13 protein-coding genes and 2 pseudogenes are annotated in these 15345 nt (G+C 58.2%); 10 read left to right on the forward strand and 5 right to left on the reverse strand.

Translation table 11 applies throughout. The annotated features are described in order from the left end of the window. Positions 1-68: 68 nt before the first annotated feature. Complete coding sequence (locus GNZ13_RS05235; RefSeq protein ID WP_172161138.1) at positions 69-1496, reverse strand: aminotransferase-like domain-containing protein; 1428 nt, start codon at positions 1494-1496, stop codon at positions 69-71. A gap of 284 nt (positions 1497-1780) precedes the next feature. Here GNZ13_RS05235 and GNZ13_RS05240 point away from each other — a divergent pair, with 284 nt between their 5' ends. Next, positions 1781-2770 (forward strand): LysR family transcriptional regulator, encoded by a 990-nt coding sequence (locus GNZ13_RS05240; RefSeq protein WP_172161140.1) that lies wholly within the window; start codon positions 1781-1783, stop codon positions 2768-2770. Positions 2771-2778: 8 nt separating this feature from the next. On the opposite strand, the gene GNZ13_RS05245 is transcribed toward GNZ13_RS05240, so the two are convergent. Together GNZ13_RS05245 and GNZ13_RS05250 are read right to left on the reverse strand one after the other, a co-directional pair. Continuing rightward, a complete protein-coding gene (locus GNZ13_RS05245) occupies positions 2779-3582 on the reverse strand; it encodes a family 1 encapsulin nanocompartment shell protein (RefSeq protein ID WP_172161142.1) in 804 nt (267 codons plus the stop codon). Next, entirely contained in the window at positions 3575-4633 is a 1059-nt protein-coding gene (locus GNZ13_RS05250; RefSeq protein ID WP_172161162.1) for a Dyp-type peroxidase, read from the reverse strand. The genes GNZ13_RS05245 and GNZ13_RS05250 overlap by 8 nt, the downstream gene beginning before the upstream one ends. 505 nt (positions 4634-5138) lie before the next feature. Here GNZ13_RS05250 and GNZ13_RS05255 point away from each other — a divergent pair. The 3 genes and pseudogenes from GNZ13_RS05255 to GNZ13_RS05265 all read left to right on the forward strand — a co-directional run. Continuing rightward, positions 5139-6029, forward strand: a pseudogene (locus GNZ13_RS05255) (LysR family transcriptional regulator); the annotation flags it as partial. A 327-nt stretch (positions 6030-6356) separates the two neighbouring features. Beyond that, positions 6357-6608: pseudogene (locus tag GNZ13_RS54150) on the forward strand (DUF1269 domain-containing protein); the annotation flags it as partial. Positions 6609-6624: 16 nt separating this feature from the next. Continuing rightward, positions 6625-7059 carry an ester cyclase gene (locus tag GNZ13_RS05265; RefSeq protein WP_172161144.1) on the forward strand — a complete coding sequence of 145 codons (435 nt, stop codon included), beginning with the start codon at positions 6625-6627 and terminating at the stop codon, positions 7057-7059. A 46-nt stretch (positions 7060-7105) separates the two neighbouring features. On the opposite strand, the gene GNZ13_RS05270 is transcribed toward GNZ13_RS05265, so the two are convergent. After that, positions 7106-7249: a hypothetical protein gene (locus GNZ13_RS05270; RefSeq protein WP_172161146.1), complete on the reverse strand. Its 144-nt coding sequence runs from the start codon at positions 7247-7249 to the stop codon at positions 7106-7108. A 455-nt stretch (positions 7250-7704) separates the two neighbouring features. Between GNZ13_RS05270 and GNZ13_RS05275 the strand changes: the two genes are divergently transcribed. The 3 genes from GNZ13_RS05275 to GNZ13_RS05280 all read left to right on the forward strand — a co-directional run bounded on the left by GNZ13_RS05275 (position 7705) and on the right by GNZ13_RS05280 (position 9872). Further along, positions 7705-8367, forward strand: coding sequence for a phosphatase PAP2 family protein (locus GNZ13_RS05275; RefSeq protein WP_172161148.1), 663 nt, complete (start codon positions 7705-7707; stop codon positions 8365-8367). 89 nt (positions 8368-8456) lie between these two features. Next, a complete protein-coding gene (locus tag GNZ13_RS52045) occupies positions 8457-8681 on the forward strand; it encodes a GDCCVxC domain-containing (seleno)protein (protein WP_236001818.1) in 225 nt (74 codons plus the stop codon). A 450-nt stretch (positions 8682-9131) separates the two neighbouring features. Next, positions 9132-9872 (forward strand): CHAD domain-containing protein, encoded by a 741-nt coding sequence (locus GNZ13_RS05280; RefSeq protein WP_236001817.1) that lies wholly within the window; start codon positions 9132-9134, stop codon positions 9870-9872. Positions 9873-10019: 147 nt separating this feature from the next. Here GNZ13_RS05280 and GNZ13_RS05285 read toward each other — a convergent pair whose 3' ends face one another. Continuing rightward, entirely contained in the window at positions 10020-10217 is a 198-nt protein-coding gene (locus tag GNZ13_RS05285; RefSeq protein ID WP_172161152.1) for a DUF3562 domain-containing protein, read from the reverse strand. 598 nt (positions 10218-10815) lie between these two features. Here GNZ13_RS05285 and phoU point away from each other — a divergent pair. The 3 genes from phoU to ltrA all read left to right on the forward strand — a co-directional run bounded on the left by phoU (position 10816) and on the right by ltrA (position 15227). Then, positions 10816-11511 carry a phosphate signaling complex protein PhoU gene (gene phoU / locus GNZ13_RS05290; protein ID WP_172161154.1) on the forward strand — a complete coding sequence of 232 codons (696 nt, stop codon included), beginning with the start codon at positions 10816-10818 and terminating at the stop codon, positions 11509-11511. Positions 11512-12212: 701 nt separating this feature from the next. Next, a complete protein-coding gene (locus GNZ13_RS05295; RefSeq protein ID WP_172161156.1) occupies positions 12213-13016 on the forward strand; it encodes a PAS domain-containing protein in 804 nt (267 codons plus the stop codon). Between the two features lie 561 nt (positions 13017-13577). Beyond that, a complete protein-coding gene (gene ltrA, locus GNZ13_RS05300) occupies positions 13578-15227 on the forward strand; it encodes a group II intron reverse transcriptase/maturase (protein ID WP_172161158.1) in 1650 nt (549 codons plus the stop codon). Positions 15228-15345: the final 118 nt, after the last annotated feature.

The following is a 15345-nucleotide window of genomic DNA, read 5'->3' on the forward strand; positions in this document are numbered from 1 at the left end:
GCTCGAGCCGCACCGGGTTCACCCATGCTCACACGCGCTCAGGCAGCGGCCACCGTGCCACCTTGCCGTTAGCGGGCGCACATCGCGACGAGCTTGCCGACGGTAATCACCGCCTGTTCGATTTCGCTCGACCAGGGGCTGCTGTAATTGAGGCGGATGAAGTTCCGATAGGTCGTCTCCGAGACTGAGAACATGTAGCCTGGTCCGATGGTGATCCCCTGGTCGAGCGCGAGGTTATAGAGCCGCATGGCGTCGACCTTTGGTGGCAGTTCGATCCACAGCACGTATCCGCCCGCCGGGTTGGACATGCGCGTACCTTCGGGAAAGAACCGCGAGACGGTCGCCTTCATCAGATTGGCCTGCTGCGCGTACGTTCGCCGAACCCTTCGCAAGTGATGCTCGTAACCATCGCGCTCAAGGAATTCTGCAATCGCCATTTGCGGAATCGATGGCGAGGTCAGCGTATTCAAAAACTTGAGTTTCTCGACCTGATCGCGATATCGGCCCGGCAGCGCCCAACCAATCCGGTAGGCTGCCGTGAGGGTCTTCGAGAATGAACCGCAGTGAAGCACCAGCCCCTTCGTGTCGAACGACTTCAACGAGCTTGGATGCGTGCTGTCATAGTGAAGCTCGTTGTAAACACCGTTCTCGATGACCGGAATATCGTGCTTCGTCAGGAATTGCACGAGTTCGCGCTTGCGCTCGTCGGGCATCAGAAAACCCAGCGGATTCTGGAAGTTCGGCATGACCATGCAGGCTGTGATGGTCTGCGACGCCACAATCGCGGCAAGCGCCTCAATATCGATGCCGTGTTCCGGATGGGTCGACACCTCAATCGCTTTCATGCCCATCCGTTCGATTGCATGGAGCATCGCGTAGAACGTCGGTGACTCGACCGCGATCACGTCGCCGGGCTTCGCGACCGCCTGCAGGCACAGATTGATTGCCTCAGTCGCGCCGACCGTGATGATGATCTCGTTCGGATCGACGGCCATGCCGTTCTCGAGGTAGCGACGCGCGATCTGGCGCACGAGCGCCGCATTGCCGGGCGGCAGCGCATCCGTCACGCCCCACCGCGTTTTGCCGCGGCCCGCGTCGTAAGCGTAGCGATTGAGCTTTTCGAACGGAAACAGACCGGGGTCGGGATAGGGCGAACCGAGTGGCACGGCGTCGTCGACGCCGATCGAGCGCAAGGTGGAAAGCACCAACCGGCTGACGTCAACCGGCGACGAAATTGGAATCGGTTTCGATGGCCGGAGTTCAAGCGTCTTGCGTTCGCCCCCGTCGCCCCGGAAGTTGACGAAATAGCCCGACTGGGGCCTGGCCGTTAGAAAGCCACGGCTTTCGAGCAGCAAATAGGCGCGGATGACGGTCGTCACGCTGAGCCGATGCTGCTGGCTGGTCTGCCGTACCGACGGAAGGCGTTCGCCATGACCGTAGACGCCTTGCCGGATCAGTTTCTCGATATCGTCGGCAAGCTTCTCATAGAGATTCATCGGACGATTCCCTTAGCGTTTCGCTGCGGCAAGTTGTACCGGTGTCCGCCCCCGGCTTACACGCGCTCGCATCGCCATGCCGCCGCCTGGTATCGCCTGGTGCACAGATCGTAGCAGAACTGTACTGACGCGAGCCGGTCCGATGTGTGCACTCTGCGACTGATGGCCCGGCCTTACTCTGTTCTCCATTGAATGCACATTGCCAAGTCCCCATGCAGGGGTCTTTCGATGCGCAAGGATTGGTTCGAACTATGCGAAATCGGTACAAAGGGAGGGTGGGCACCATGAATCTGCTAGAAGCCATGCGGATTTACGTCAGGGTGGTTGAACGAGAGAGTATCTCCGGCGCGGCAAGGGATCTCAATATCGGGCAGCCGGCAGCAAGCGAGCGCATCGAGCGGCTCGAGAAATTCCTTGGCTGCCGGCTCCTGCTGCGTAGCGCACGCGCTTTCAATTGCACGCCGGAAGGTGTCACCTTCTACGAGCGTAGCAAGAGGATTCTGCACGCCGTGGAACAGGCGGTCGCTGAGGTGTCGAACGATGAGCAGGAGCTCAAGGGAACGATTCGCATCGCGGCCCCTCACTGCTTTGGCGAGACGATCGTGCCGGAGGCGTTGACGCTGGTGCGCGCAACCTATCCACAACTGGATCTGGAACTGGTCCTGAACGACAGGATCGTCGACCTCGTGACAGAAGGGGTAGATATTTCATTTCGTCTTGGGCCGCTCGGAGAGGGGGCGTTCATTGCCCGTCAACTGGGGCAGGTTGGGCGCGTTCTCGTTGCCGCGCCTGGCTATCTGAGCCAGCACGGTCCGATTACTGAGCCTTCTGACCTGGTAAAACATCCGTTCATTCGGGTCCAGGGCATGTTCGGCACGGACCAGTTGCCGCTCAGGCACGTAGCGACCGTCGTGGAGAGCGCGCCGATCCGCACCGCAATCAAGACCAGTCATTGGCGGCCCATGTATGAAATGATCCTTTCGGGTGCCGGCATCGGGGTGCTGGAAGAGCCGGCGTGCGTCGATGCGCTCGCAGACGGCCGGCTGGTCCGCATACTGCCGGAATTCGAGGTGCTGCCTTTCGATCTGAATGTACTGATCCAGGCGCAACGTCCTGTGCCGCCACGGGTACGGATGATGGTGACGATGTTAAGAAAGTGCACGGCGGAAATCCTGGAAAGAGTGCACGGCGACTGCGGCGAAGTGACGAGTCGCTTTGAAGTACTTCCCGGCGATGAAGTGGCCGCGCTTCTGAAACCATCGTTGCGAGCCTGAGCCCGCGCCTACTCTGCTTGCGTTAACGACACCGACGCTTCGCTCGTCAGCATCAGGAAGGTCAGCGTCTCACGCAGATAAAGGCGCACTACCGCATCGGTGTGGCTCACATAACCGATCGACAACTCTTCGCCAAGGTGTAACTCGAAGTCGCCGCCGCGCATGGATACCACGCTGCCGCCCGCGAGCGCCGGCGCCCAGATGATGTCGCCATTCACGATCCGCTTGATGTGCTCCATAACCGGATAACCTTGATCGCGTGCCTCGCCGAGCGCCGTGTACGCATCGGCGCCAAGCAGCACGGAATAGGGCCCGTCGACACCGGCAAGCCGCAGCTGTTCGAGCGCGTTGCTAATCGTGTTCGGATAAGCGGCAATGTCGGCCGGCAGCACGAGCGGCGGATTCGACGAGCCTTCGCGAATCCCGCCTATGCCCGCAGCCTTGTATCCATCGAAGATCGCGCGATCTTCGGCATAGGCGAGTTCTTTTGCTGCTTCTTTCGCCGGCTGCCAGTCTGCATCTTTCGCGCCGCGCAAGACGCTGTCGATCGCTTCGCGCTGCAGCTCGAACGGCACGGTCAACTGGACGAGGCTCTTTACCTCGGACAGTTTTGCCACGACGCCCTGCTGCGGCGCGGTGATCGCAATCTGATGCCCCGTGCCGACGCCGGACAGTTCTGTCCCGCCGGGACCCTTGACGTCGACTACACGACGGCCGGCGACGCTGCGCTTGAACGTACGAGCCACTTCGTCCTCGATCTGCGACCAGGCGGCGTGGGAGATTGGGGCAAGCTCGCGATGCAGGTTATTCATGTTGGGAGATTCCCTTGAGAGAGCCAATATTCAGCGAGCCATCGTGACGCGGCTCGGCGGATGAAGACGGTTCCGGCAGCTGTTCGACAGCGGCTGCAGCAGCGTGCGGATCGCGATCGGCGAGCGCCTCGAGCAAGGTGGCCGACGGGACGAAGAAGAGGTCGCCCGTGACCGCGCGGCTGTAGTCGAGCAGCCGGTCGTAATTGCCCGGTGGCCGCCCGACGAACATGTTCTCCATCATCTGCTCGATAGGCTCGGGCGAACGGGCATAACCGATGAAGTAGGTGCCGAACTCGCCCATACCGGGGCGGCCGAATGGCATGTTGTCGCGGAGGATTTTCACTTCCTCGCCGTTCTCGGTGAGCGTTGTGAGCGAACTGTGTGAACACGACGGTTTGACCGCTGCGTCGAGCTCGATGTCGGACAATTTCGTGCGACCGATAATGCGCTCCTGAGTCTCGACGGAAAGCGCGTTCCAGCCGGTCATGTCGTGCAGGTACTTCTGCACGATGACATAACTGCCGGCCTCGAACTCCGGATCCTCGTCACCGATGAGGGTGGAATCGACGGCCTTACGCCCCGCCGGATTCTCGGTGCCGTCGACGAAGCCCACCATGCTGCGCAGATCGAAGTTGCGAAAACCGTGTACTTCGTCGACCACCGAGACCGCATCGCCGAGCCGTCCTGTCAGTTGTGTGGCGAGCTCGAAGCAGAGATCCATCTGGTCCGCGCGGATGTGCAGCAGAATATCCCCCGGCGTGCTCACGGCGCGGCGTTCGCCTTCGCCGAATTCGCGAAACAGGTGCAGGCACGCGGGGCGCGGGGCGCCGAACAGCGTGTCCCACACGTTGGAGCCGAAGCCGACAACGCACGACAGGTTGCCGGACGGGACGCGCTTGCCGACCGCGCGCACCAGGGCGGCAACGTCCGCGCACCACGCGCGCACTTGTTCAGCGGGGTCTTGGCCACTCGCGAGGGTTGCGACGATGAAGATCGCGCTGCGAGTGATGTTATTACAAACGGCTTGCGATTCTGGGATGTCTTTGGGCATCGGATTGAATATTGATGAACCGTTAGTGATTCCGGGAATGGAGCGAAAGTTTTCCGCCTTCGTGATCACCTGTCTAAGGCGCGCGCAAATTTTTCGTCCGAATGACTGAAACACGTTTGCTGCTGCGGCCGCCCCAGGCACCCGTGAAGCGTTGCCTCGCCATCAAGAGGAGCGCCAATACATGTGACATTGTTGAGGTTCGCTATACGCTCAGAGATGTTATACCGCCTAGGCATTTTATGGAAACAGTGCAAAGGCTTTGAGTGAGTTCGAATGCGGCATCCCTAAGCCGGATTGGCGGCCAGATTGCGTTTCGCATGCTCGCCGGCCGACAACGTGTCAAACGGCGTCAGGCGAGATCGTGTGCCGATAGAGTTCGACATTGTTTTGTCGCAATTCTCTGCTTCTCCTTCGATACTTCATATCGGGCCTGGCGGCCTTTTATTCTCCTGTCATATCGTTACCATCCGAAAATAATTCGCATTGCGAATGGAGGTTGGGTACTGTGAATCTGCTCGAAGCCATGCGCATCTACGTCAGGGTGGTTGAGCGTGGGAGTATCTCCGGCGCGGCAAGGGACCTCAATATCGGGCAGCCGGCCGCAAGCGAACGCATCGAGCGGCTCGAGAAGTACCTTGGCTGCCGGCTCCTGCTGCGTAGCGCACGCGCTTTCAATTGCACGCCGGAAGGTGTCACCTTCTACGAGCGTAGCAAGAGGATTCTGCACGCCGTGGAACAGGCGGTCGCTGAGGTGTCGAACGATGAGCAGGAGCTCAAGGGAACGATTCGCATCGCGGCCCCTCACTGCTTTGGCGAGACGATCGTGCCGGAGGCGTTGACGCTGGTGCGCGCAACCTATCCACAACTGGATCTGGAACTGGTCCTGAACGACAGGATCGTCGACCTCGTGACAGAAGGGGTAGATATTTCATTTCGTCTTGGGCCGCTCGGAGAGGGGGCGTTCATTGCCCGTCAACTGGGGCAGGTTGGGCGCGTTCTCGTTGCCGCGCCTGGCTATCTGAACCAGCACGGTCCCATTACTGAGCCGTCTGGCCTGGTAAAACATCCCTTCATTCGGGTTCAGGGCATGTTCGGCACGGACCAGTTGCCGCTCAGGCACGTAGCGACCGTCGTGGAGAGCGCGCCGATCCGCACCGCGATCAAGACCAGTCATTGGCGGCCCATGTATGAAATGATCCTTTCGGGTGCCGGCATCGGGGTGCTGGAAGAGCCGGCGTGCGTCGATGCGCTCGCAGACGGCCGGCTGGTCCGCATACTGCCGGGTTTCGACCTGCCGCCATTAGAACTGAATCTCTTGAGCCAGACACAACGCCAGGTACCCACACGGGTACGGCTGATTTTGACGCTGCTAAACAATTGCACGCCGGTAATTCTCGGTAGGGCGCGCGCGGCGGTCAATGCTCACTTCGACCGATACCATGCATCGGAAACAAACAAATGGCGCGCGCTGCGAAAATCACTATCTTTGATAGATAACGTTAGCGATACGAGGAGCTATCAAATGGCACAACAGTTGATCGTCGCGGTTTTCGACAGCGTTGACGTCGCCGAAAGAGCGGGTCGAGATTTCAGGAATTTTGAGGAAAAAGATCTTGGTTTCAAAATCGAGAGCGGCGTGCTGGTTCAAAAGGACGCCACAGGCAAACTGACCTTGCTCGACGAGCAAACCCGGCCGTTTTGGGGGACAGTAATCGGTGCGCTAACGGGCGGGTTGATCGGGATACTTGGCGGACCGGTAGGGGCGGTACTTGGCTTCACAATAGGGGCGAGTGGTGGACTGGCTGAGCATGCGATCAAGGACACGCTCGATGACGAACTGGTCGAATCGATATCCAGAAAACTGACCCCCAGCCACGTTGCATTCATCCTCGAGGCGCAGGAGGCGTCACCGTTTGAAGTCGACAATATCGTGCTAGGTTATGGCGGAAGCGTTTTTCGCAAACCCCTTGCCTGATCAGGAGTAACCGGACATGACCCTACCTACCGACGAAGGTGCCACGCGTGAAGCGATTGAAGGGTTCTATCGCGCCTTCGAGCAGAAAAGCGTCGCGCTGTTACGAAAGGTCGTTACCTCTGATTGGGAATATATTCCCGAGCCCCTCGGGGCGGCGCCGGGACCTGAGCAGATGGTTCAGGTGTTCGCCGACATCGCTATAGCTCTGCCCGATATGAAAGTCACCATTCTCGACTTGCTGGTACATGGGGACCGGGTGGGCGTTCGCGCGGAGATCAGTGGCACTCAAACCGGGAAACTACTTGGCATTGCTGCAAGTTCAAAACACATTAGTTTCGCGATTCACTCTTTCCACCAGATGCGCGGAAGTTTAGTTGCGAAAACATGGCACCTTGAGGACTGGCTATCGGTGTTCCGGCAACTTGGACAGTTACCGACAACGCTTGAATAGCATTGAGTTGCGCCCGGACGCATGGGCGCCGGGGAAGGTGTCCATGCTAGTGATGCATTGCCGCGGTGACTAGAAGATGAAACGGCAGCACGAGCAATGCTGTCCCGGTGACGCCGAGCAGCCATAACGCAACGAACCATAGCAGACCGTGACGATACGTCTTACGGGTATCACGGCTTGTCTGTGACATGGCATTTCTCCTGTCGGCTAGTGATGCTGGCTACCCAATCGGCTCAGATCGAAATTTCACGCACTTGTCGCGCATTTGTCGGCAGAGCACGGTCAAGTCTGCATGGGCATTAGTTTAAAAATGACGCTAGCAGTTGATCTGTTTGTTTGATTCATTCTAAGCTAGCGGGTTGTCTGGATCTATCTAAAAGTAAACGAGCGAGGCGCGCCAAAGGATCGACATTCGCCGCGCCTCGCTCCGCTTCAGATGCTTTGTGCGGTGTCTGGATTTCTTTGCAGCTTCGTCGCCGCAACAACCGCTCGCTCGATAGCAACACTCCAGAAGTAGGTAATGCGGTGCACCTCGCCGACATCTGTCTATTCTTGTAGCACGACCAGCAACGCCGCACCTTTGCCGCGCGGCTACCCTGCTCAGGTCAGACATGCGCAGTTGTCCATTGTCTGTCAGGAGGTGTCATGCGCTACCTTCGAACCACTCTCTTGCGCCGACTTGCCGCTCCCGGAGTCAGGCGCTGCATTGCTGCCGCCGCGCTGGGAGTCGCATCGGCGAGCGCGCAGGCCGGCGGCGGCCCGCTCGGAATCGACCATGAACTGGCGTTCGACCAGAGCGGCATTTGGGGCCGCAACTACCAGCTAGGGCTGGAGTACGCTGTGGTGGCCGTCGAACTGGGCGGCGCGCTATGGTTAGGCAACGACAACGAACTCGGCCACACGTTCTGGCAAGCGATGGACGCGTCGGCGATATCCGCAGTCGCGGCGGAGGGCATGAAATACGCATTTGGCCGCGCCCGTCCGAGTAGCGGGCTGGGGCCGAACAAATGGTTCCAGGGTAGCTGCTGCCAAAGCTTCCCCAGCGGGGAGGTCGCCCTTCAGGCGAGCTTCGTCACGCCATTCATCGTCAACTATGGCCGCCGGGATCCTTGGGTCTGGGCGCTGGAAATCCTTCCTCTCTATGACGGCGTCGCGCGGATGAAGAGTCAAGCACATTGGCAGACGGATGTGCTTGCCAGTTGGGCACTGGGCACGGCAGTCGGCTACTGGAGCACCACGCGGGATACGCCGATATTCGTTCAGCTACTTCCACACGGGCTCAGCGTGGGCTTTTCAAAACGCTTCTAGTAGTATGGATTGGCGTTAGCGTTGGTGTTGGCGTTGAAGAACGCCACAACTGATGCCGCCTATTCGTCCTACGTAAAGCAGGTGCAATGATGATTTCGGTCGTGCTAGATTCCACCATCACGTGCCCGGTGTGCGGGCACAGGAAAGACGAGACGATGCCCACCAACGCCTGCGTATGGTTTTACGAATGCGAGCATTGCAAGGCAGTGCTCAAGCCAAAACCCGGGGATTGTTGTGTGTACTGCTCATACGGCACCAGCAGGTGTCCTCCAATGCAGCAGTCAGGCTCATGCTGTGCGGGTCAGGTCACGTGACAACTCGCCGCGCGGCGTTGAGCAACTGTCATCCTCGCTGACCTACGAGCCGTATCGTCGTTAAGCATTTACAGGCATGGCGGACTTTCCCGCGGCACATAGATAGGTGCGACCAAGGGGGCGCATTGGCATTCGGGAATTCGTCGTTGTAGGATTCGAATGAGTGGCTAGATAGCATCCGCAATCATGGCACGTCATGGAATCCCCCTGGCGAGCGGGTATTCGTCACTTACTGCCGCTGCTCATCCTGTCGTATTCGAGGGCGTCCCGGAAATGAATTCCCAGATTCTCGTGTCGGCAACACCTGGAGCAGCAGCGTCCCCCTCGATTGCCGACGGCGACAGCGGGAAAGCGGATTCGATAACGCTGTCCATGTCGACGGCAGACGGGTTCGTATGTATGGCGACGTCAATTTCTGCAGATGCCGCCCGGCGTGCTCACGCATTGCATTTGAAAGCAGACCCTGAAGTACTGCACAAGCTTCGAGTCGCGCTGCGCCGTTTGCGTTCACTCTGGTGGGCGTACGAGCCACTACTCGACCGGAAAGACTCGAAGCTGCAGCGTGGCGAGTTCAAATCTCTCTCCGACGCTGCAGGCAAAACTCGCGACTGGGATATCCTGCGCGGCCTGCTTGCAACTGACCGGTCGATGCAGCACACGTTCGCCGCACTGCTCGAGTCTGTGGACGAGCATCGTGCTGACGCTCTGTCGTTCAGTCGAAGAACAATCGGGAACGCTGGTGTCGAGCAGATACTCCAGCGCGCAGTGACAGGTGCCCGACAGCAACTGGATTCGCGAGCCACCAGTCCTACGCTTGCCTGGTTTGCCGAGGACCGTGTGGAATCAGCCGAGAACGCGTTGAGGAAGCGGGTGAAGCGAGCGGTATCGGATAAACATTCAGGGTACGTTGCGCTTCATGAAGTGCGCATCGCAGGGAAGAAGCTGCGATATCTGCTGGAGTTCTTTTCGCCGGTCCTCGATGGCAGTCATCAGGCCACGATTGAGCGGTTGACGTCGGTGCAGGACGAACTCGGGAAGCTCAATGACCTCGTCACGAGTGAAACGTTGCTTCGGGAGTATTCGGTCCAGCTCGGTGAGCCAAAGGTGGTCAAAGAGGCCGTCGGGTATCTGCAGGACCAGAAGAGGCACCACATGCAGCACGCGCACGAGGCATTGCGCACGGCCTGGTAGCCGTTCAGCCGCCGCCTCGCCCCAACCCCCAGTGTGACTCACCTCCTGGCTAATTTCCGCTTCTTCGTTTCCGCGCGGCGCGACATGTCGGTGAGCAACCACCTTGCAACGACTTCGCGCCGACTTGATGAACTTTGTGGCGCTCGCCTAGTGCCGGTCTTGCCGAATACCGCGCAGATTTTCACGAACGCGTTTGGCGACCAGGACGGTCAGGTAGTCCAGGATTCGCGCACCGTCGCTGTACTCGGCCCATGTGTCCGCATACATTTTCGACACCGTCTCAGTCGGCGTATTCGTGTCAGAGGCGACTGCGTTGACGACATTTTCAAAGTTGGGTAGGGCCATGATGTTCTCCTGGCTTTCGAAGAGTAGGGGACGAACGCGCCTGCGGAAAGGCGATTAAACGATGTTGTCGACCCGTATGCAAATTGAATCGGCCTATCGTTGAGAGCGGGTCAGTTGTCATCGTTTTGTCTGCGCAGATTCTTTCGTATCCCTGAACAGTGGTGTGCTCTTGCTCCACAATTCCGTACCGGTCACGGGTGACCCGTCAAATGCACGGGTCGAGCGCGCACGGAACAAATCCAATCGTTTCAGTGGCTTGGCTCCGCTCGATCGCTCGCGAATCGCCCACAACCTTGCAAACAGATTGTGTGGACAACCTGCGGATCATATTCGTGGAGTGACGTCGCCGATGCAATTCAGAAGCGCTCAAGAAAACGGTATATACTGTTTATATCGTTTGTCAACCGGGGAATGACCATGATCGAGGCCAGCGTCAGGAAGCCGACCAGGAAAGCCTTTCACTTCCCCAGGAACGCATACCGCCATGCGTGCATCTGCCTGAGCAACGCGACGTAGTCGCGCCGCCGCTTGCTCGGACGAGCCACGGCATCGTGTCACTGAGCATTGCGTCACAGGCAAGTTTGTCCGAGGAACGAAGATGTCGGATAAGCATCTTTCCAGCAGGTTCGACGTCGACCTCGACCTGCTTTTAACCCGGCTGCTCGAAATGGGCGGCTTGGTGGAGGCGCAGATCGCGCGCGCGATGGAGGCGCTGAACACGTTTGATCTGGCGCTTGTCGAGCAGGTCCTGGAGAGTGAACGCCGGCTCAACGCGATGGAAATAGAAATCGACGAAGAAGTTAGCAACATCATCGTTCGCCGGCAACCCACCGCTCGTGACCTGCGGCTTCTGATGGCCGCCTCGAAGTGCATCACCAACCTCGAGCGTACTGGCGACGAGGCCCGGAAGATTGCGAAGCGAACGCGCCGCATTGCCATGGTGACCACCACGCGGACCGTCAACATCGCTGAAATCAAAGCCTCGGGCGAGATGGCCGCAAATATTCTTCGTCACGCGCTCGATGCATTTGCGCGGATGGATACCGTTGCGGCAGCGCAGATTGTGCAGGACGACGCAGCCATCGATAACGAGTTCGGGGCCTTCGTGCGCAAGCTCATAACGTCCATGATGGAAGACCCCGTGACAATCACAATGGGGCTCGACTACCTGTTCATAGCGAAGGCCATCGAGCGTATCGGCGACCATGCCACCAACATTGCTGAGTTTGTCATCTACGTTGTTAAGGGTACCGACATTCGCCACGCGCCACGAGAGCAGATTGAGCGTTACTGAAAAGTATCGACGTTCGGCTACTTCGACGATTGTTGATCGAGGGACATGACGGATTGTCATATTCAGGTGGTATACAGAACGGGCAATCCTCGTGGGAGATTGATTTGGACGTTCGAAAGTCAGCGTTACGCGTCGAGAGTGCAACGAAGCATCCATTTGAGAGCTGCTTCGTCGACCTTGGTGGGCACTCAGCAGAACGGGCGCTCACACTACTCACTGCAGCAGTGCATGCTGCTCAACGCGAAATGAATGCCTTCGTTTGGATTACAGACGCACTTCCCGGTGCGACTCTCAAGCCGGCGCTGGCATTCGGTACAGTCGGCGAACTGTATCGGTCATATACCCGGCCGGCCGAGTTAGGACGCCTGAAAGGTGTGCTGCGCTCCTGACCACTGAGTGGCGCTAACGTCGCTGATGTTTGCGTGGAGTCAATAGTGTTTGGCTCCGGCGCTCTTTGCCGTTTTGCTCAGCGTTCGAATTTTCGCGCCTGCCGCGCTTAAGAATTTCACAGTACTGGCCGTTATCTTGGGGGTCTGACGGACTCGAGGCCATGTATGGCAAAACCGCACCCCAATCGCTCGAACAGCGGGACGCCGCGGCAACGGGAAACCATAACGCTCGCAGGGTTGACGTTCAATCGGGATCTCGCCCGCAAAGCTTTCACTATAATTTCAGTCGCTTTCATTCTTCTGGCGATCGGCATGAACACGTTTCTGGCACGCCGTCAGACGCATGAGCAGGAGAATTCACTCAGCACGCTGCGGGAATCAGGTCGACTGAAACACGACCTCGACCAGGTCCAGCAGATGATGCTTGACGAACGTGGCCAACTCTACACGCTGATTAGCACCCGACCGTTTTACAAGCGCACCGCCTACAACTTTCCGATGTCGGCGCTTCTCGAATTGACGGGGGATGCACGCCTCGGATGTCGGGGGCGTGAAGATTGCCTCTCGCGCCTGAACGAACTCGATGAAATGATGCGCAAGCTCGGCGAACGCAGCAATGCGTTGGCGCGACGGGTCGACTCGAGACCTGGAAGCGTTGGCCTCGGGGACCCGGCGTTGAGCGAGATTGATGCGTACTTTTATAGCGTCCTCGAACATGTCGTCGATGTCCGGATGGAAGCGGATGCCACGCTCGACTCCGTTGTCAGTCAGTCCTCATCGGACGCCAAGTGGGTGTCTGCCGCACTGCTCGCGAGCGGCTTGACGGCTGCGGCTCTGCTGCTCGCCCTGATGCGTTGGAACGCGCGCATAGCGAGGCGGCTTCGAGCTGCGCTACGTCTGGCTGACGGAGCACGCGCCCGGTATCAGCGGTTCTTTGATGAGCATCCGCTGCCAATCTGGATATACGACAATGAGTCGCTGAGCATTGTCGCAGTCAATGGTGCCGCGCAGCGGACCTTTGGGTATCAGGAAGCCGAACTGCTCAAGATGTCGCTGGGGGACGTACATCCCGCGGATGAATTTAGTCGTCTGAGTGCGACACGAGGTCGCTTGTAGAAGTTGTCCCTACTTCAACAGGAAGGGACCATCCATGTCACTGGATGAACCTACGGTTCTGAATCAAGTGCGAACCGGACAACGTAACGAAGCACCGCGAGGTGCGGGGTATCAATCGCGAGAGGCGTACCCTTCTGGCAGCCATAAGCCGGATGAGTGCCAGGTAGTCGATATGGCGAACACATGTGAATCTGCGATAAAGGTCGTTACTAGAAACAAGCGGAAATGGCTTTTACGCTTGAACCAAAAGGTAATGGAAGTGGGACTAGCGTTTTCAGGCTACGCGGTCGTGACCCATATGCTTCCCGGCCCATAGCAGGCGCCTAAGTCGACGTACTTTTACGAGTGGAACGTGGAAATCCCGTATCGCTCCCCTCGGGGACAGCAAGCCGCAAGGCTTGCCCATGGCGATGCGGGCGAAGGATTGAGGACAAAGCGAACGCCATCTTGTAATCGGATGGATAGGGGTTGCAACATCATCCCACGCGAAAGCGGGCAGACTTCCTCATGGTCTCTCGTCACAAGAGAGTAGGTAGAACCATCTTAACGGAGGGGAAGCAAATGGACGCAGCAACACCAGCGTGTGCGCCTTCCGGCGTGGCATGGGACGGCATCAGTTGGGCCGATGTCCAGCGTCAGGTAAGACGGCTGCAAGCGCGTATTGTGAAGTGGACACAGGCCGGCAAGCATAACAAGGTGAAAGCCTTGCAATGGCTGCTGACCCACTCGTTCAGCGGCAAGGCATTAGCCGTCAAGCGGGTGACTGAAAATAAAGGCAAGAACACCCCCGGTGTCGACAAGGTCATCTGGAAAACACCGAGGGCAAAGACCAACGCGATTGCGTCGTTGAAGAGACGGGGTTATTCGGCTCTGCCGCTTCGACGGGTAATGATACCGAAGAAGAACGGGAAAATGAGGGCGCTCGGTATACCCGTGATGCGGTGCAGGGCAATGCAAGCTTTACATTTGCTAGCGCTCGAACCCATTGCGGAAACCACTGCCGACCCGAACTCATATGGGTTCAGGCCGGAACGCGCGACAGCCGACGCGGGGGCGCAGTGCTTCATTGTCCTCGCAAAAAAGGCCAACGCACAGTGGGTACTGGAAGCCGACATTAAGGCCTGTTACGACGAGATCAGCCACGCATGGATGGTCGCCAACATCCCCACGGACAAGGTGATCCTGCAGAAGTGGCTCAAGGCGGGATATGTGTATCAGGACGAACTCTTCCCGACCGAGGCTGGTGTGCCGCAAGGCGGAATTATTTCACCGGTCGCGGCAAACATGAGCCTGGATGGTCTGGAGGCGATGCTTGCGAAGAAATTTCCAAAAGCGGAGCAGACTAGGCTGAAGATGCACATGGTGCGTTACGCGGACGACTTCATCATTACAGGCAACTCGAAAGAATGGCTGGAAAACGAAGTCAAGCCCACAGTGGTCGCATTCCTGGCAGAACGCGGACTTGTTCTGTCGCCGGAAAAGACCAAGGTAACGCACATCGACGAAGGGTTCGACTTCCTCGGATGGAATTTCCGCAAGTACAACGGCAAGCTGTTGATCAAGCCGTCGAAAGCGAATGTCAAGGCCCATCTTGACACGATCCGGGAAGTCATCAAAGGCAACAAGACGGCTAAACAGGCAAATCTGATACGGCTGCTCAATCCGATTCTTCGTGGTTGGGCGAACTATCACCGCCATGTGGTCGCCAAGGAAACCTTTGGCAAGATTGATTCACATGTCTGGGCAATGCTGTGGCAGTGGGCGGTTCGGCGACATCCGGAGAAAGGAGCCCGCTGGGTGAAAGAGAAATACTTCAAAACCCAAGGCTCCCGGAATTGGGTATTTTCCGCAACCGAAAAACAGAAGGATGGAAGTCGAGTAGAGCTCGCCTTGCTGAAGGAAGCCGACACGCCAATACGGCGGCACATCAAGATCAAGGCCGGAGCAAACCCGCACGACCCGAAGTGGGAACCATACTTTGAAGCCCGCTGGGGCATGAAGATGATGAACTCGCCAAGGGGCAGGGTAAAACTCTACCGCGTCTGGCTACGGCAGGATGGCCTGTGTCCGACCTGTCAGGAACCGATCGCGCCGGGTAGCACTTGGGCGACCCGGTTCATTGTGAAAAGAACCGAAGGCGGATCAGACGCGGCGAGCAACATTCAACTGCACCATCCCGATTGCCATGGAAGTCAATATGCCGGGAAGTAAGTTGTGAACGCGGGTATCGAAAGGTGCCTTGGCAGAGGCTTGAGCCGTGTGCGACCGAAAGGAGCACGCACGGTTCTTAGGGGGCTGGGCGCGGGCAACCGCGTCCGGCTACCCGACA

Origin of the sequence: Paraburkholderia elongata (assembly GCF_013177735.1) — a bacterium.
In the GTDB taxonomy this organism is placed as follows: Bacteria; Pseudomonadota; Gammaproteobacteria; order Burkholderiales; family Burkholderiaceae; genus Paraburkholderia; species Paraburkholderia elongata.

Excerpts from the sequence above, each read along its gene's own strand:
- GNZ13_RS05245 (WP_172161142.1), bottom strand. The coding sequence starts at position 3,582 with ATGAATAACCTGCATCGCGAGCTTGCCCCAATCTCCCACGCCGCCTGG.
- phoU (WP_172161154.1), top strand. The coding sequence starts at position 10,816 with ATGTCGGATAAGCATCTTTCCAGCAGGTTCGACGTCGACCTCGACCTG.
- ltrA (WP_172161158.1), top strand. The coding sequence starts at position 13,578 with ATGGACGCAGCAACACCAGCGTGTGCGCCTTCCGGCGTGGCATGGGAC.
- GNZ13_RS05265 (WP_172161144.1), top strand. The coding sequence starts at position 6,625 with ATGACCCTACCTACCGACGAAGGTGCCACGCGTGAAGCGATTGAAGGG.
- GNZ13_RS05250 (WP_172161162.1), bottom strand. The coding sequence starts at position 4,633 with ATGCCCAAAGACATCCCAGAATCGCAAGCCGTTTGTAATAACATCACT.
- GNZ13_RS05285 (WP_172161152.1), bottom strand. The coding sequence starts at position 10,217 with ATGGCCCTACCCAACTTTGAAAATGTCGTCAACGCAGTCGCCTCTGAC.
- GNZ13_RS52045 (WP_236001818.1), top strand. The coding sequence starts at position 8,457 with ATGATTTCGGTCGTGCTAGATTCCACCATCACGTGCCCGGTGTGCGGG.
- GNZ13_RS05295 (WP_172161156.1), top strand. The coding sequence starts at position 12,213 with ATGAACACGTTTCTGGCACGCCGTCAGACGCATGAGCAGGAGAATTCA.
- GNZ13_RS05270 (WP_172161146.1), bottom strand. The coding sequence starts at position 7,249 with ATGTCACAGACAAGCCGTGATACCCGTAAGACGTATCGTCACGGTCTG.
- GNZ13_RS05235 (WP_172161138.1), bottom strand. The coding sequence starts at position 1,496 with ATGAATCTCTATGAGAAGCTTGCCGACGATATCGAGAAACTGATCCGG.
- GNZ13_RS05275 (WP_172161148.1), top strand. The coding sequence starts at position 7,705 with ATGCGCTACCTTCGAACCACTCTCTTGCGCCGACTTGCCGCTCCCGGA.
- GNZ13_RS05240 (WP_172161140.1), top strand. The coding sequence starts at position 1,781 with ATGAATCTGCTAGAAGCCATGCGGATTTACGTCAGGGTGGTTGAACGA.